Origin of the sequence: Pseudomonas sp. PDM18 (assembly GCF_014852585.1) — a bacterium.
Classification (GTDB): domain Bacteria; phylum Pseudomonadota; class Gammaproteobacteria; order Pseudomonadales; family Pseudomonadaceae; genus Pseudomonas.
This window is the reverse complement of the sequence record NZ_JACVBX010000006.1, coordinates 206,305-221,335: the sequence shown is the minus strand read 5'-3', so window position 1 is coordinate 221,335 and position 15,031 is coordinate 206,305. Positions and strand designations below refer to the sequence as shown.

Below are 15,031 nucleotides of genomic sequence, written 5' to 3'. Positions count from 1 at the left end.
ACCTGTCTCGCGAAAATGACAAACTGCTCAGCCGCGCGCCGCCAGGTAGTGGCTGGGCGATTGCCCAAGGATGCGCTTGAAGGTCTGCGAGAACGCACTCGGACTCTGGTAGCCGTGCTCCAGCGCAACCTCCAGCACCGAGGCGCCGGCGATCAGGCGTTGCAGGCTGAGGACCATGCGCACGCGGGTGCGCCAGTCGCCGAAGTTCATGCCCAGTTCGCGCTGGAACAGGCGGGCGAGGGTGCGGCTGCTCATGTTCAGCTGCCGCGCCCAATCCTCCATGCCGGTTTCATCCGCCGGTGCGGCGATCACCGCGTTGCACAGGCGCAGCAGGCGCAGGTCCCGCGGCATGGCGAGGTGGATACCGACCGTCTGCGCTGCGTCCATTTCGACCAGCAACAGTTCGTGCAGGCAGCGGCGGCGGTGCTCGCTGCCATCGCCGGCCTGCACCGCAGTGGCCGCAACCAGCAGCTCGCGCAGCAGCGGTGTTACCGCGATCAACTGGCAATGCTGGCCGCCCCAGGGCCAGGTGGAGGCGGGCATGAACAGGGTGCGCATGCGCACGCTGCCGAACATGCGGATCTGGTGCTCGGTGCCCGGCGGCACCCACAGCGCGTGGCCGGCTGGCACGACCCAGTTCTTCTGCGCCGCGCCCACCAGCATCACGCCGGAGATGGAGTGGATCAGCTGCGCCTGCGAGTGGCAGTGCAGGAGGATTTCCTCGCCATCCTGATGGTCGTAGGCCAGCGCTTCGAGGGATAGGGCGCAGGTCATGCTGTCGTGCCTTCGGGGCGGGTGGGCGTGTCGAGCGGGTTCATGCAGGGCTCCTGGGGGAGCCTGCAGTCTAAGTGAAACTTGAGGCAGGTAATCGGCGATATGTGGCTGTAAATATCCTGTTTCAGCAATAAATAATCTAGAAGCGGTGGATTCATGAAATTTCTCCCATTTTTCACGCTTCAGTGAGACGAAACGTAAGCCGAAGCTTCCTGCACCGGCGGAATCGCGAAGTTCTCCCGCATGCGCTGCGCCTCCGCCAGTGGCGTGCGGCCGAACAGACGCTTGAACTCGCGGTTGAACTGCGAGGCGCTGGCGTAGCCGACCGCCAAGCTCGCCGCCTGCGCCGTCATACCCTGGCGCACGATCAGCAGCCGCGCCTGGTGCAGCCGCGTGCACTTGAGGTACTGCATGGGCGAGGTACGGGTAATGGCTTTGAAGTGGCTGTGGAAGGACGGAACGCTCATGCCGGCTTCGCTCGCCAGCTGCGGCAGGTCCATGGCCTGCGCGTAGCTCGTGTGAATGCGTTGCAGGGCCTTGGCGATGTTGCCGAAGCGGCCACGCATGGCCAGCGCCGCGCGCATGGCATTGCCCTGGGCGCCAGTGAGCACGCGGAAGTACAGCTCGCGCAGCAGCGCTGGCGCGAGGATCGTTGCCGCCAGCGGATCGCCCAGGGCTTCGAGGAAACGCAACACCGACTGCGTCAGTGCCGGGTCCATCGGGCTGGAGAACAGGCTGCGCGGCGCATCTTCGGTCAGCGGCGTGCCCGATTGGTCGATCTGCAACATCAGATCGGCGGCAAGCTGGAAGTCCAGATGCAGGTAGATGGCCAGGAGCGGGCGCTCTGGTGTGGCGTCGGTTTCCATGGTGAAGGGCACCGGAACCGCGACGGCCAGGTAATGCTGTTCGTCGTAGACGTAGATTTCATCGCCGAAATAGCCGCGCTTGCAGCCCTGGCAGACGATCACGATACCGGGGTCGTAGAGCACCGGGGTGCGCGCGAGCGGGCGATTCGAGCGCAGCAAGCGCACACTCGGCAGCGCGGTCAAGTTGTAGCCCTCCTGTGGGGCCAGTGCTGCCAGCAGGGCGATCATGCGAGCCGGTTCGGTGCCGGGTACTTCGACAGGCGTATTCATAGAATCAGGCAATAAAGGCAGAGATTGAGGCCTGCGAAAAGGGAGTTGAGGCCACGTATTGTGCACTCAATTTCCCTGCAATGGAGCCACCCTATGTCATCTCCCAAGACCCTGCTGATCACCGGCGCCAACAGCGGCTTCGGCCTGGCCCTGGCCCGCGAGGCACTGACCGTTGGGCATCGCGTAGTCGGCACGGTGCGCACCGAGCAGGCCCGCGCTGATCTCGAAGCATTGGCGCCCGGCCAGTGCTTCGGCCGGCTGCTGGACGTGACCGACTTTGACGCCATCCCCGGCGTGGTGGAGGAAATCGAAGCTAGCGTCGGCCCCCTGGACGTGCTGGTGAACAGCGCCGGCTACGGCCACGAGGGCATCCTCGAGGAGTCGCCGCTGGATGCGATGCGCCGGCAGTTCGAGGTCAACGTCGTCGGCGCCGTGGCGATGATCCAGGCCGTGCTGCCGCACATGCGCGAACGCAGGCGTGGCCACATCCTCAACATCACTTCCATGGGCGGCTACATCACCATGCCCGGCATCGCCTATTACTGCGGCAGCAAGTTTGCGTTGGAGGGCATCAGCGACGCGCTGGGCAAGGAAGTCGAGGGCTTCGGCATCGCGGTGACCGCCGTGGCGCCGGGTTCTTTCCGCACCGATTGGGCCGGGCGCTCCATGGTGCGCAGCCCGCGCTCCATCGCCGACTACGACGCGCTGTTCGACCCGCTGCGCCAGGCGCGGCAGGAAAAGAGCGGCAAGCAACTGGGCGACCCGCAGAAAGCCGCGCAAGCGATGCTGGCGGCTATCGGTGCTTCGGTGCCGCCACGGCATCTGCTGCTGGGCAGCGACGCGCTGGGCCTGGTGCGGCAGAAGCTGTCGGCACTGCAGGACGAGATCACCCAGTGGGAGGCGCTCAGCCGTTCCACCGACGGCTGAGTTGCCGGTCAGTAGCCGGCGTTGCGCGCCTCTGGGCGTAGGGTGCACCTGCTAATCCGTCGCGGTAACCGCCACGGTGGAGCCGTGCTGCCTGCCGTGCCGTTCGATGGCGTGGCCGACGTCGCCCAGGCGCTGGACGCCTGAACCGAGCGATTGCGGGCCAGCGGCGAAGGGCACGAATTGCTGCGAGGGGCCAGGCCTTGCTCGATGGCGAACTGGTACTCCTGCAGGGCGACGCCGAAGCGCCTGCGGCGCTGCTGGAGAACGGCGTGCGCCTGGCGCGATCCTGCGCCGCCCCCTACATCCTCCATGGCCTGCTGGGTCTTGGCGGAGCGGGCACGCCTGTAGCAGTTGCGCGAGGCATGCCAGATCCTGCGTGTCAGGCGCTGGCGAGCGAGGTCGAGCATGCCTTGCACAGTGAAGCTCGGCGTGCGTCGGCGGACCCAGGCCATCGTCCGCGCGAAGTCACTGGGGCTGCTCAGTTGAACCTACGTCCTGCATGCCGCGCAGCAAGTCCACCAGCGCCCGGGCGCAGGCCGGCAGCGCCTCGCGGTCGCGCAGCAGCACGCTGCGTTCGCGCACCACCCAGGGCTCGTCCAGCGGCAGAATTCGCAGATTCATGGTGCGGCTGTGGCGGATGGCGGCGGTCTCCGGAATCACGCCGATGCCGACCCCGGCCTCGACCATCCGGCAGATGGCTTCGAAGCTGGCCACCTGGATACGCAGGTTGAGGTCGCCGCCCATGCGCTCGACCCGTTCGCGCAGGAAGCTCTGCAGGGTGCTGCCTTCATGCAGGGCGATGTGCGGGTAGTCCAGGGTGTCGGCGAGGGTCAGGCGGGGCAGGGCACAAAGCGGGTGGTCGGGCGCTACTGCGAGGACCAGCCGGTCAGTGCTGAAGTGGACGATCTGCAGGCCTTCGGCGCGCACCGGGCCGGCGACTATGCCTAAGTCCGCCGAGCCGTCGAGGATGGCGCGGACGATGTCGCGGTTCAGCCGCTCCTGCAGGTCGACGCTGACACCGGGGCGCTCGGCGAGGAAGTCCGCCAGCAGTTCGGGGAGGAATTCGGTGACCGCCGTGGTGTTGGCGAAGATGCGGATGTGCCCGACCTGGTCGCCGGCCTGGCCACTGAAATCGCTTTTCAGGTGGTCCACCTGGCGCAGGATCAGGCGCGCGTGCTGCAGCAGGCGCTGGCCCGCCGGGGTCAGCTCGACGCCACGGTTGTCGCGGTAGAGCAGGCGGCAGTCGAGTTGGCCTTCCAGCGCCTTGATCCGCGCGCTGGCGGCGGCCGCCGAGAGATGGGCGCGGCGGGCGCCCTGGGTCAGGCTGGGGGCTTCGGCGATGTGCGCGAAAAGCCGCAGGTCGGCGAGGTCGAAGTGCATGAGCGGTTCTCCGCGAAGCGACCGACAGCGGCGCTAGGCTTGAAGTGTGGAAATGGCGTTAGGAATTGCCTAACGCTGGATTATGAAAATGTGGATTCGACGAACGCAAGCCCTGTTGCATGCTCCGTTCATCAAACCTGCCAAGAGGTCCGCAATGAGCGATTCACCCTACGCCGACTGGATCGGCCGCTCCCAGGAGCGCGAGGAAGAACTGAGTACGCTGCTGGTCCGCCGTCTGGCCGTGACCCTGGCCGAAGACGCCCCGGCCGCCGGCGAGGCACTGCCGCCGCTGTGGCACTGGATGTTCTTCCAGGATGAAGTGACCGAGCCGGGCCTGGGCGCCGACGGCCATCCGGCGCGCGGCGGCTTCCTGCCCCCGGCCGATGGACGCAACCGCATGTGGGCGGGCGGTCGCCTGGAGTTCCATGAGCCGCTGCGGGTCGGCGGCGTGGCGAAACGCACCACCACCATCCTGAACGTCGAGGAAAAGCACGGCCGCACCGGCTCGCTGCTGTTCGTCACCCTGCGCCACGAATTCGCCCAGGACGGCCGCCTGGCGTTCAGCGAGGAGCAGGACATCGTCTACCGCGAGCCCACTCCGCCCAAGCTCACCAGCGGCGATGCGCTGCCCGCCGGCGACTGGAGCGAGGCCGTGGTGCCGTCGCCGATCCTGCTGTTCCGCTACTCAGCGCTGACCTTCAACGGCCACCGCATCCATTACGACTGGCCCTACGTCACCGAGGCCGAGGGCTACCCCGGCCTGGTGGTGCACGGCCCCCTGATCGGCACCCTGAACCTGCGCGCGTTCTGCCGCGCCAACCCCCAGGCACGCCTGCGCCGCTACGCCTACCGTGGCCTGCGCCCGCTGATCAGCCCCGAACCGTTCGACGTCGGCGGCCGCCTGAGCGGCCCCGGCAAGGCCGAAGTCTGGGCCGGCAACGGCGCCGGTATTGCCCAGCGCGGCGAAGTGGAATTCGACTGACCGCACCTTTCCCGGTGCCTCCAACAAGAAAGACATGAGGTGTTTCGATGACGTCCACCACCGAAGAACTCCAGGCCATCCGTGACGGCGTGCGCGCCCTGTGCGCGGAGTTCCCCGCCGAGTACTGGCGCAAGATCGACGAAGAGAAAGGCTTCCCCGAGGACTTCGTCCGCGCCATGACCGAAGCCGGCTGGCTCTCGGCGATGATCCCGGAAGAATACGGCGGTTCGGGCCTGGGCCTGGCCGAAGCCTCGGTGATCCTCGAGGAGGTGAACCACTGCGGCGGCAACTCCGGCACCATCCACGGGCAGATGTACAACATGTTCACCCTGCTGCGTAACGGCAGCGCCGAACAGAAGGCCTACTACCTGCCCAAGCTCGCCAGCGGCGAGCTGCGCCTGCAGTCCATGGGCGTCACCGAGCCCACCACCGGCACCGACACCACCAAGATCAAGACCACCGCCGTGCGCCAGGGCGACAAGTACGTGATCAACGGCCAGAAGGTGTGGATCTCGCGCATCCAGCATTCCGACCTGATGATCCTGCTGGCCCGCACCACGCCGCTGGCCGAGGTGAAGAAGAAGTCCGAAGGCATGTCGATCTTCCTCGTCGACCTGCGCGAAGCCATCGGCAACGGCCTGACCGTGCAGCCGATTGCCAACATGGTCAACCATGAAACCAACGAGCTGTTCTTCGACAACCTGGAGCTGCCGGCCAGCAGCCTGATCGGCGAGGAAGGCAAGGGCTTCAAGTACATCCTCGACGGCCTCAACGCCGAGCGCACGCTGATCGCCGCCGAGTGCATCGGCGACGGCCGCTGGTTCAACGAGAAGTCCGCGCAGTATGCCCGTGACCGCGTGGTGTTCGGCCGCCCGATCGGGCAGAACCAGGGCGTGCAGTTCCCCATCGCCGAGGCGCATATCGAGATCGAGGCCGCCGACCTGATGCGCTGGCGCGCCTGTCAGGAGTACGACAGCGGCAAGAACGCCGGCGCCGCCGCCAACATGGCCAAGTACCTCGCGGCCAAGGCCAGCTGGGAAGCGGCCAACGCCTGCCTGCAGACCCACGGCGGCTTCGGCTTCGCCAACGAATACGACGTCGAACGCAAGTTCCGCGAGACCCGCCTGTACCAGGTGGCGCCGATTTCCACCAACCTGATCCTGTCGTACGTGGCCGAGCATCTGCTCGAACTGCCGCGCTCCTTCTAAGCCGGGACGAGAAGAACAATGAACAATACCCATGCCCTGGCCGAGTTCCTTGCCGGCCTGCGCTACGAAGACCTGCCCACGTCCGTGGTCGAGTACACCGAGGAACTGTTCCTCGACTGGCTCGGCTCGGCCCTGGCCAGCCAGAATCGCCACCCGATCCCGCTGTTCCAGCGTTACGCCCAGCGCATGGGCCCGGCCAGCGGTAAAAGCCGCGTGCTGGTGGACGGCACCTCGACCTCCGCGTACTTCGCCGCGCTGGTCAACGGTGCCAGCTCGCACCTGGTGGAGCAGGACGACCTGCACAACAGCTCCGTGCTGCACCCGGCCACCGTGGTCTTCCCGGCGGCCCTGGCAGCCGCGCAGGAGCTGGGCAAGTCCGGCCGCGAACTGATCCTCGCCAGCGTTGCCGGCTACGAGGCGGGCATCCGCATCGGCGAGTTCCTCGGTCGCTCGCACTACCGCATCTTCCACACCACCGCCACGGTCGGCACCCTGGCTGCCGCACTGGCCGTGGGCAAGTTGCTGGGCCTGGACAGCCGGCAGTTCGTCAACTGCCTGGGCAGCGCCGGCACCCAGGCCGCCGGGCTCTGGGAGTTCCTGCGCGACGCCGCCGACTCCAAGCAGCTGCACACTGCGAAAGCCGCCGCTGACGGCCTGCTCGCCGCCTACCTGACGGCCGATGGCCTGACCGGCGCGCAGAACATCCTCGAAGGCGAGCAGGGCATGGCTGCCGGCATGTCCAGCGACGCCGACCCGAGCCGTCTGGTGGACGGCCTGGGTACCCGCTGGGCGCTCTGCGAGACCTCCTACAAGTTCCATGCTTCCTGCCGCCACACGCATCCTGCCGCCGATGCGCTGCTGGGCCTGATGCAGCGTGAAGGGCTCGAGCATGGCGACATCGCCCAGGTCACCACCCGCGTGCACCAGGGCGCCATCGACGTGCTTGGCCGCGTGGTGGTGCCGCAGACGGTGCACCAGGCGAAGTTCTCCATGGGCACCGTGCTGGGTCTGATCGCCGTGCATGGCAAGGCCGGTCTGGTGGAGTTCGAAGAGTTCTCCCTGAACGATGCCGAGGTCTCTGCCTTCCGCGAGAAGGTCAGCATGCAGCTCGATGCGGAAGTGGACGGTGCCTACCCGCGGCGCTGGCTCGGCCGTGTGGACGTACTCACCACCGACGGCCGCCAGCTGCACGGCGCCATCGACGAGCCCAAGGGCGATCCGGGCAACGGCCTGAGCCGTGCGGAGCTGGAAGACAAGTTCCGCCGCCTGCTGGCCTTCGCCGGCCAGCGCAGCCAGGCCGAAGCGGATCGCCTGGTGCAGGCCAGCTGGGCTCTGCACCAGTTGCCGAGCCTCGACGTCTTCCACTGAGTCTGCCACGGGCGGCTGGATGGCCGCCCGGTACTTCTGACTATGCACGTCGGCCAGCCGGCCGGCGTCTGGAGTTGCCCATGAGTTCGCGTCCCCTCGACGGCATCACCGTCGTCAGCCTGGAACACGCCATCGCCGCGCCGTTCTGCACCCGTCAGCTGGCCGACCTTGGCGCCCGCGTGATCAAGGTCGAGCGCCCCGGCGTCGGCGACTTCGCCCGTGGCTATGACGAGCGCGTGCGCGGCCTGGCCTCGCACTTCGTCTGGACCAACCGCTCCAAGGAAAGCCTGTCCCTGGACCTCAAGCAGAAACCGGCGCAGGCGGTGCTGGAGCAACTGCTGGAAACCGCCGACGTGCTGGTGCAGAACCTCGCGCCGGGCGCCGCCGCGCGTCTGGGCCTGTCCTTCGACGCGCTGCATGAACGCTTCCCGCGGCTGATCGTCTGTGACATCTCCGGCTACGGCGAAGGCGGCCCCTACGAGCAGAAGAAGGCCTATGACCTGCTGATCCAGAGCGAGAGCGGCTTCCTCTCGGTAACCGGCGGACCGGGCGCCGACGAGATGGCCAAGGCCGGTTGCTCGATTGCCGACATTTCCGCCGGCATGTACGCCTACAGCGGCATCCTCTCCGCGCTGCTGCTGCGCGGCCGCACGGGGGAGGGCAGTCGCGTCGAGGTATCGATGCTCGAAGGCATGGCCGAGTGGATGGGCTTCCCCATGTACTACGCCTTCGACGGCCAGTCGCAGCCGCCGCGCGCCGGCGCTGCCCACGCCACCATCTATCCCTACGGGCCGTTCCCCACCGGCGACGGCGGCAGCGTCATGCTCGGCGTGCAGAACGAGCGGGAATGGAAGCTGTTCTGCGAAGTGGTCCTGCAGCGTCCGGAGCTGGCGGTCGATCCGCGTTTCACTGCGACCAGCCTGCGTGTGGCCAACCGCGACGCCCTGCGTGGGCTGATCGTCGAAGCCTTCGCCAGCCTCGGCGCCGAACAGGTGGTCGAACGCCTGGAGCAGGCGCAGATCGCCAACGCCCACGTCAACGACATGCGTGGCCTCTGGCAACACCCGCAGCTGGCCGCCCGCGACCGCTGGCGTGAGATCGACAGCCCGGCCGGCCGCCTGCCGGCGCTTTTGCCGCCGGTGAACAGCAATGCCTACGCGCCGCGCATGGATGCCGTGCCGGCATTAGGTCAGCAGACGGATGACCTGCTGCAGGAACTGGGTTATACCCCCGGTGATATCCAGCGCCTGCACGAGCAGGGCGCGGTATGACCCAGGAGAACCCAATGATTCAGCAAAGCCCGGCGGATTCCATCGTACGAACCGCGCTGTTCGTCCCCGGCAGCCGCCCGGAGCGTTTCGCCAAGGCCCTGGCCAGCGGCGCCGACGTGGTGATCGTCGACTTCGAGGACGCTGTCGAGGCCTCGCTCAAGGCCCAGGCGCGTGACAATCTGGAAGCCTTCCTCGGCGCCAACCCGGAGGCCCGCGTGCGGGTTCGAGTGAACGCCGCTGGCGATCCGGAACAGGCAGCCGATCTCGAACTGTGCCGGCGCCTGCCCGGCGTCATCGGTATCCTGCTGCCCAAGGCCGAACGCGCGATGCAGGTGCGCATCGCCGCTTCCTGCGGCAAACCAGTCTGGCCGCTGATCGAAAGCGCCCGTGGCCTGCTCGCACTGGGCGAAATCGCCGCCTGTGAGGGTGTGGAACGCCTGACCTTCGGTGGCCTCGACCTGGCGCTGGATATCGGCATGAGCAGCGGCACCGAGGCTGCCGCGGTGGTTTATGACCAGGTGCGCCTGAGTCTGCTGTTGCATTCGCGGGTGAACGACCTGCAACCGCCGCTGGATACCGTGTTCCCGGCGTTCGACGATGCCGAAGGCTTCGCCGCGACCATCCGCCATGGCCGCGACCTCGGTTTGCTGGGCGCGCTGTGCATTCATCCGAAGCAGGTGGACGTCGCCCATGCGGCTTTGGCCCCGAGCGCCGACGAACTGGACTGGGCGCGACGGGTGGTGGCTACCGCCGAGAGCGGTGCGGCGGCCTTCCAGGTCGACGGGCAGATGGTTGATGCCCCGGTATTGGGCCGCGCGCGGCGTCTGCTGGCCAGTGCTGGAAACTGATCGCCATTGGCGGGGCAGCCTTTGTTGGGACCAGCCAGTAGGCGTCGCTCCGGATTGCCGCTGCGATGCACCGCCGCATCACACCCTGTCCTTTCAGTGATGCGGCGACGCCCAGAGGCGCTCCGCGACCCACCAGTCCATTCTCGTTTACCAACCGTTACTCACGCCGGCCTCGATTTTGCTTTATGTTCCGATCTGTTACCGATCCCCGAGCCGACGACCACTCCATGAAGTTGCATCAACTCCGCGCCATCGTCGCCATCTGCGAAAGCGGCAGCATCCAGGAAGCTTCGCGCCTGCTGCACATCTCCCAGCCCGCCCTGTCCAAGAGCATCAAGGAGCTCGAGGCCGAGTTGGGCGTGCCGCTGCTGGTGCGTTCCAACCGCGGCATCACCGCCACTGAATACGGCGAGCGCCTGGTGCGCCGCGCCCGCCTGGTAGTGGAAGAGGTGCGCCGCGCACGAGACGAGATCGAGACGCTGAAAGGCGCCATGGACGGCCGCGTGGCCATCGGGGTGTCACCGGTTACGCCCAGCCAGCAGTTCGCCAGTTGCCTGCTGCGTTATCGCAAGCGCTACCCCAAGGTGCAGTTGCAGATCAACGAGCTGCGCCCGGCAAAGCTGCTCGAAGGCCTGCGTGAAGGCCAGTTGGACCTGGTGCTGACCTCGCAGCCGTCCTCGCGCAACGTCGATGGCTTCCATTGGCAGGAACTCTACGCCCAACCCACCACACTGGCGGTGCGCAAGGGGCATCCGCTGCGCAACGCGCGGTCGCTCCACGAGTTGCTGGACGAAGAATGGCTGGTGCCTGATTCGCTGGACGTCTCCCTTGCCGGGCAGATGTTCGAGCAGTACCAGGTGCGCCACCCCGAGCGCGTCATCGAGTGTGCCTCGGTGGTGCTCTACGCAGAGCTGGCGGCCAACACCGACGCAGTGAGCTTCTGGTCGCGGCGGGTGTTCGACCTGCCGGTGGTATCCGGCACACTGGAAGCGCTGGACATCGCCGAAACCGTGCCGGGCACCGACATCTCGCTGGTCTGCCGTCCGCCAGAGTTGATGACCCGCGAGGCGCAGACCCTTGTGGACGAGCTGGTCTACGCCTTCAAGGGGCCGCACCTGCGCAAGGCGACTGATCCTGGTGGATGAAAGCCGCGTCGATAACCAGCCTTGATAAGCATGCGCGAAGGTCATTATTCAGCGCCTCGCGCGTGGGGCATCCTGCCGGCCACATCAGAACAATGAGCAGGATGCGGCATGAGTCAGCACCCCCTTACCCAGCACGAGACAGTCGAAAGACTATTCGCTTCCCAGGAAGCCTTCGCCCGGATTCGCCGGGACCTTCACCAGCATCCCGAGCTGGGCTTCGAGGAGGCGCGTACCGCCTCCATCGTCGCCGGCTACCTGCGCGAATGGGGCTACGACGTCCATGAAGGCGTAGGCGGTACCGGGGTGGTCGGTGTCCTGCGCCAAGGCAACAGTGCACGCAGCATCGGCATTCGCGCCGACATGGACGCGCTGCCCATCGACGAAGCCAGCGGCGTGCCCTACGCCAGCCAGCACGCTGGGCGCATGCACGCCTGTGGTCATGACGGCCACACCGCCATCCTGCTCTGCGCCGCCCGCGACCTGGCCGAGCAGCGCAACTTCGACGGCACCCTCAACCTGATCTTCCAGCCCGCCGAGGAAACCCTGGGTGGCGCCGTGGCGATGATGGACGACGGCCTGTTCGAGCGCTTCCCCTGCGACGCGGTGTACGCGCTGCACAACGCGCCGGGTCTGCCGGTGGGCTGCTTCCTGACCCGCGAAGGCGCGCTGACTGCATCCTCGGACCGTGTATCGATCCGCCTGACGGGCGTCGGCGGCCATGGCGCCATGCCGCATTTGACCAAGGACCCGATTGTCGCCGCCGCGGAACTGGTATTGGCGCTGCAAAGCGTCGTCGCTCGCAACGTGCCGTCCACCGAAGTGGGCGTGGTGACCGTGGGCATGCTCAAGGCGGGGGAGGCGGCGAACGTCATTCCTGACCACGCCGACCTGCGCCTGAGCGTGCGCGCCACCAAACCGGAGGTGCGCGAGCTGCTCAAGCGGCGCATCGGCGAGATCACCCGTGGCGTCGCCGATGTGCACGGCATGGAACTGCATTACGAGTACGAGGAGCTGGTGCCGGTGCTGGTCAACACGCCGGAGGAAACCCGCCTCGCGCGCCAGGTACTGACTGAACTGGTCGGACCGCAGCGGCTGCTCTCCGAGATTCCTTCGGGCTTCCTTGGCAGCGAGGATTTCGCCTGGATGCTGGAGCGCCGTCCCGGTTGCTACATCGCCCTGGGCAATGGCAACAGCGGCCCCAGCGGCTGTATGGTCCACAACCCCGGTTACGACTTCAACGACGGCGCCATTCCCTTCGGCGCGGCGCTCTGGGTGCGGCTGGTGGAGACTTCGCTGTCGAGAGAGGAGCAGGCATGAAACAGCGCACCGTAGTCCTCATCCTGCTGATGCTGGTGATGGTCATCAGCGTACTGGACAAGACCATCTTCGCCTTCGCCGGCGCGCAGATTATCGATGAGCTGAAGCTTTCACCGACCGAGTTCGGCTTCATCGGCAGCGCGTTCTTCTTCCTCTATTCGATCTCCGGCGTGCTGGTGGGCTTCCTCGCCAACCGCTTCCCGACGCGCTGGATTCTCGCCGGGATGTCGGTGGTCTGGATGGCCTCGCAACTGCTGGTGGCGTTGTCCAGCGGCTTTGCCGCGCTGGTCGCCGGGCGCTTGCTGCTCGGCGCCGGCACCGGGCCGGGCACGGCGGTTACCCAGCACGCCTGCTTCAAGTGGTTCGGGCCGAAGGAGCGAGTGCTGCCCTCGGCGCTGATCCAGGTATCGATCATGCTCGGCGCGGTGCTCGGCGCACTGAGCCTGCCGCTGGCGATCCAGCACTTCGGCTGGCGTACCGCGTACTTCCTGCTGGCGCTGCTCGGGCTGGTCTGGCTGGTGGTCTGGCTGATCTTCGGCCGTGAAGGCCAGCAGACCGAAGAGGAGGGGCCGGGGTCGTCGCTGCGCCTGCCGTACAGCCGCCTGCTACTCAACCGCAGTTTCATCTGGATCACTCTGATGGGCTTTCTCAGCTATCTGCCTACCGCGCTGGTGTACAGCTGGGTACCGGTGTATCTGCAGAAGGGCCAGGGCATGACGCCCATGCAGTCGGGTTACACGGTGATGGTGGTAACGGTCGGGGTGATCCTCGCCAACCTGCTGCTCTCCACGCTTTCCCAGCGGGCGATGAAGCGCGGCGCCTCGGTGCAGCGCGCCATGGTGCTGCCGCCGATGGCCTTCGCAGTGGTCGCCGGTGTCGCCTTCTGCGCGCTGACCCTGCTGCACGGCGATCGCCTGGCGATCCTGGTGCTCTACGCCCTGGGCGCGATCCTGGTGAACGTCCTGCCAACCTTCTGCAACACTCTGGTTGCCTACATCGCCCCGAGCGCCCAGCGCGGTTCGATGCTGGCCATTCACATTGGCGGCATGACCAGCGCCGGGATGCTCGCGCCGTGGATCGTCGGCCAGCTGGTCGAGCTGCGCGGTGGCGACATCGCCCATGGCTTCGAGACGGCGCTCGGCCTGTTCGGCGTGCTGACCGTGGTCGGTGCCATCCTCGGCTGCCGGATCATCGCCCCCGAGCGCACCCGCCAGTCCGTGCAGGGCGAGCATGGCGAAGCGCCGGTGCCCGGTGCGGTCGGCCACGCCTGATATTCCCCGAAGGGCCCGCCCAGCGGGCCCTGCAACATCCAATCATCCGGAGCGGTGATGAACCCGTCTGCCTGTTTCTCCCAGAGCTACGCCGAAGCGCGTGGCAAGTTTCTCGCCGCGTGCCTGTCCGCCGGCCTGGTCGTCGAATCCCACCGCCACCCGCTGGCTGGCCGCGATGGCGAACCGCTTGCGCTGGACGTGGCACGCAGTGGTCCGCGCGATGCGCAGAACCTGCTGATCATCAGCAGCGGCTGTCATGGAGTGGAAGGTTTTTGCGGCTCGGCGGTGCAGGTTGCGCTGCTCAATGATCCCGACTGGCTGGAGCAATGCGCCAAGGCCGATTGCGCGGTGCTCTATCTGCATGCGGCCAACCCTTACGGTTTTTCCTGGTGGCGGCGCTGGACCCACGAGAACGTTGACCTCAACCGCAACTTCATCGACTTCTCCCAGCCGCGACAGCGCAACCAGGCCTACGCGGTGCTGGACCCGATCCTGATCCCGCGCCGTTGGCCGTCCTTCGCCAGCCATCTGCGCCTGCTGCGCTACGCCATGCGTCACGGCCGCAAGCAACTGCAGGCGGCCATATCCAGCGGCCAGGACAGCCATCCCAACGGCCTGTTCTACATCGGCGCCAAACCGACCTGGAGCAACCAGGCCGTGCGCCAGGTGCTGCGCCAGCACGCCCGCAACTGCGCACGACTGGGCTGGATCGACGTGCACACTGGCCTTGGGCCAAAAGGCCACGGCGAGCGCATCTATGTGGGCGGGAACGACCCGCAGACGCTGGCGCGCACGCGCCGCTGGTGGAGCGATGAGGTGACTTCGGCGCACGAGGGGGGATCGGTGTCGGTGCAACTGCATGGGCAGATGATCCTCAGCGCTGCGAGCGAGTGTCCGCAGGCCGAGCTGACCGCCATCGCCCTGGAGTTCGGCACGCTGCCAGGGCTCCAGGTGCTCAAGGCGCTGCGCGCGGACCAGTGGCTGGCCAACAACCCCGGCGTACCGGCGGAGAAAGCCCTGCGCATCCATCGCCAGCTGCGTGATGCCTTCTATGTGGACGAGGACGGCTGGAAGCGCCAGGTGCTGGAGCAGGCGGGCGAAGCGGCGCGGCAAGCCCTTGCCGGGCTCGGTGAGGCTCAGGCGGCGCCGGTTCGCGTGTCTGGGTAACTGAGAGTCTTGCGCTGCAACCCGTGGGCCCGATCAGCGGCCAGGCAGCATCGGCGTCAGGTGCAGGATGTTCAGCAGGTGCGGAACGCGCAGCGGGTAGCAGGCCTGCAGGCGCACGCGCGCCTCGGAGAGGGTCATCTGACGGGAAAACGAGCGCAGCACGGTCTTGCCCAGGCAGTGACCGTCCTGAAAATGCACGAGGAATTCATTCATGGCGAAGCGACAACGAGGAAACAC

General features: G+C 66.9%; 14 protein-coding genes. 10 read left to right on the top strand and 4 right to left on the bottom strand.

The window, feature by feature from the left end; all coding sequences use genetic code 11:
• Window positions 1–27: 27 nt before the first annotated feature.
• Window positions 28–774, bottom strand: a complete 747-nt coding sequence (locus IB274_RS14760; RefSeq protein WP_192432679.1) for an AraC family transcriptional regulator — start codon at window positions 772–774, stop codon at window positions 28–30.
• Between the two features lie 182 nt (window positions 775–956).
• Window positions 957–1,910, bottom strand: a complete 954-nt coding sequence (locus IB274_RS14755; protein ID WP_192432678.1) for an AraC family transcriptional regulator — start codon at window positions 1,908–1,910, stop codon at window positions 957–959.
• 93 nt (window positions 1,911–2,003) lie between these two features.
• Here IB274_RS14755 and IB274_RS14750 point away from each other — a divergent pair, with 93 nt between their 5' ends.
• A complete protein-coding gene (locus IB274_RS14750) occupies window positions 2,004–2,837 on the top strand; it encodes an oxidoreductase (RefSeq protein WP_192432677.1) in 834 nt (277 codons plus the stop codon).
• Window positions 2,838–3,302: 465 nt separating this feature from the next.
• On the opposite strand, the gene IB274_RS14745 is transcribed toward IB274_RS14750, so the two are convergent.
• Entirely contained in the window at window positions 3,303–4,217 is a 915-nt protein-coding gene (locus IB274_RS14745) for a LysR substrate-binding domain-containing protein (RefSeq protein WP_192432676.1), read from the bottom strand.
• Window positions 4,218–4,371: 154 nt separating this feature from the next.
• Here IB274_RS14745 and IB274_RS14740 point away from each other — a divergent pair, with 154 nt between their 5' ends.
• The 9 genes from IB274_RS14740 to IB274_RS14700 all read left to right on the top strand — a co-directional run bounded on the left by IB274_RS14740 (window position 4,372) and on the right by IB274_RS14700 (window position 14,794).
• On the top strand, window positions 4,372–5,199 hold the full coding sequence (locus IB274_RS14740; RefSeq protein ID WP_192432675.1) for a MaoC family dehydratase N-terminal domain-containing protein: 828 nt from the start codon (window positions 4,372–4,374) through the stop codon (window positions 5,197–5,199).
• A gap of 47 nt (window positions 5,200–5,246) precedes the next feature.
• Window positions 5,247–6,407, top strand: coding sequence for an acyl-CoA dehydrogenase family protein (locus tag IB274_RS14735; protein WP_192432674.1), 1,161 nt, complete (start codon window positions 5,247–5,249; stop codon window positions 6,405–6,407).
• Between the two features lie 18 nt (window positions 6,408–6,425).
• Window positions 6,426–7,775 (top strand): MmgE/PrpD family protein, encoded by a 1,350-nt coding sequence (locus tag IB274_RS14730; protein ID WP_192432673.1) that lies wholly within the window; start codon window positions 6,426–6,428, stop codon window positions 7,773–7,775.
• 80 nt (window positions 7,776–7,855) lie between these two features.
• Window positions 7,856–9,046, top strand: a complete 1,191-nt coding sequence (locus IB274_RS14725; protein ID WP_192432672.1) for a CaiB/BaiF CoA transferase family protein — start codon at window positions 7,856–7,858, stop codon at window positions 9,044–9,046.
• 14 nt (window positions 9,047–9,060) lie between these two features.
• Complete coding sequence (locus IB274_RS14720; protein WP_192432671.1) at window positions 9,061–9,894, top strand: HpcH/HpaI aldolase/citrate lyase family protein; 834 nt, start codon at window positions 9,061–9,063, stop codon at window positions 9,892–9,894.
• 227 nt (window positions 9,895–10,121) lie between these two features.
• A complete protein-coding gene (locus IB274_RS14715) occupies window positions 10,122–11,039 on the top strand; it encodes a LysR family transcriptional regulator (protein ID WP_192432670.1) in 918 nt (305 codons plus the stop codon).
• 108 nt (window positions 11,040–11,147) lie between these two features.
• Entirely contained in the window at window positions 11,148–12,356 is a 1,209-nt protein-coding gene (locus tag IB274_RS14710; protein ID WP_192432669.1) for a M20 aminoacylase family protein, read from the top strand.
• Window positions 12,353–13,627 (top strand): MFS transporter, encoded by a 1,275-nt coding sequence (locus tag IB274_RS14705; protein ID WP_192432668.1) that lies wholly within the window; start codon window positions 12,353–12,355, stop codon window positions 13,625–13,627. Before IB274_RS14710 ends, IB274_RS14705 begins: the two co-directional genes overlap by 4 nt.
• A gap of 57 nt (window positions 13,628–13,684) precedes the next feature.
• A complete protein-coding gene (locus IB274_RS14700; protein ID WP_192432667.1) occupies window positions 13,685–14,794 on the top strand; it encodes a M14 family metallopeptidase in 1,110 nt (369 codons plus the stop codon).
• Window positions 14,795–14,827: 33 nt separating this feature from the next.
• Here the strand turns inward: IB274_RS14700 and IB274_RS14695 are convergent, their stop codons facing one another.
• Window positions 14,828–15,007 carry a hypothetical protein gene (locus IB274_RS14695; RefSeq protein ID WP_024762799.1) on the bottom strand — a complete coding sequence of 60 codons (180 nt, stop codon included), beginning with the start codon at window positions 15,005–15,007 and terminating at the stop codon, window positions 14,828–14,830.
• Window positions 15,008–15,031 lie beyond the last annotated feature (24 nt).

Excerpts from the sequence above, each read along its gene's own strand:
- IB274_RS14745 (WP_192432676.1), bottom strand. The coding sequence starts at position 4,217 with ATGCACTTCGACCTCGCCGACCTGCGGCTTTTCGCGCACATCGCCGAA.
- IB274_RS14740 (WP_192432675.1), top strand. The coding sequence starts at position 4,372 with ATGAGCGATTCACCCTACGCCGACTGGATCGGCCGCTCCCAGGAGCGC.
- IB274_RS14750 (WP_192432677.1), top strand. The coding sequence starts at position 2,004 with ATGTCATCTCCCAAGACCCTGCTGATCACCGGCGCCAACAGCGGCTTC.
- IB274_RS14715 (WP_192432670.1), top strand. The coding sequence starts at position 10,122 with ATGAAGTTGCATCAACTCCGCGCCATCGTCGCCATCTGCGAAAGCGGC.
- IB274_RS14725 (WP_192432672.1), top strand. The coding sequence starts at position 7,856 with ATGAGTTCGCGTCCCCTCGACGGCATCACCGTCGTCAGCCTGGAACAC.
- IB274_RS14735 (WP_192432674.1), top strand. The coding sequence starts at position 5,247 with ATGACGTCCACCACCGAAGAACTCCAGGCCATCCGTGACGGCGTGCGC.
- IB274_RS14760 (WP_192432679.1), bottom strand. The coding sequence starts at position 774 with ATGACCTGCGCCCTATCCCTCGAAGCGCTGGCCTACGACCATCAGGAT.
- IB274_RS14720 (WP_192432671.1), top strand. The coding sequence starts at position 9,061 with ATGATTCAGCAAAGCCCGGCGGATTCCATCGTACGAACCGCGCTGTTC.
- IB274_RS14695 (WP_024762799.1), bottom strand. The coding sequence starts at position 15,007 with ATGAATGAATTCCTCGTGCATTTTCAGGACGGTCACTGCCTGGGCAAG.
- IB274_RS14710 (WP_192432669.1), top strand. The coding sequence starts at position 11,148 with ATGAGTCAGCACCCCCTTACCCAGCACGAGACAGTCGAAAGACTATTC.
- IB274_RS14755 (WP_192432678.1), bottom strand. The coding sequence starts at position 1,910 with ATGAATACGCCTGTCGAAGTACCCGGCACCGAACCGGCTCGCATGATC.
- IB274_RS14730 (WP_192432673.1), top strand. The coding sequence starts at position 6,426 with ATGAACAATACCCATGCCCTGGCCGAGTTCCTTGCCGGCCTGCGCTAC.
- IB274_RS14700 (WP_192432667.1), top strand. The coding sequence starts at position 13,685 with ATGAACCCGTCTGCCTGTTTCTCCCAGAGCTACGCCGAAGCGCGTGGC.
- IB274_RS14705 (WP_192432668.1), top strand. The coding sequence starts at position 12,353 with ATGAAACAGCGCACCGTAGTCCTCATCCTGCTGATGCTGGTGATGGTC.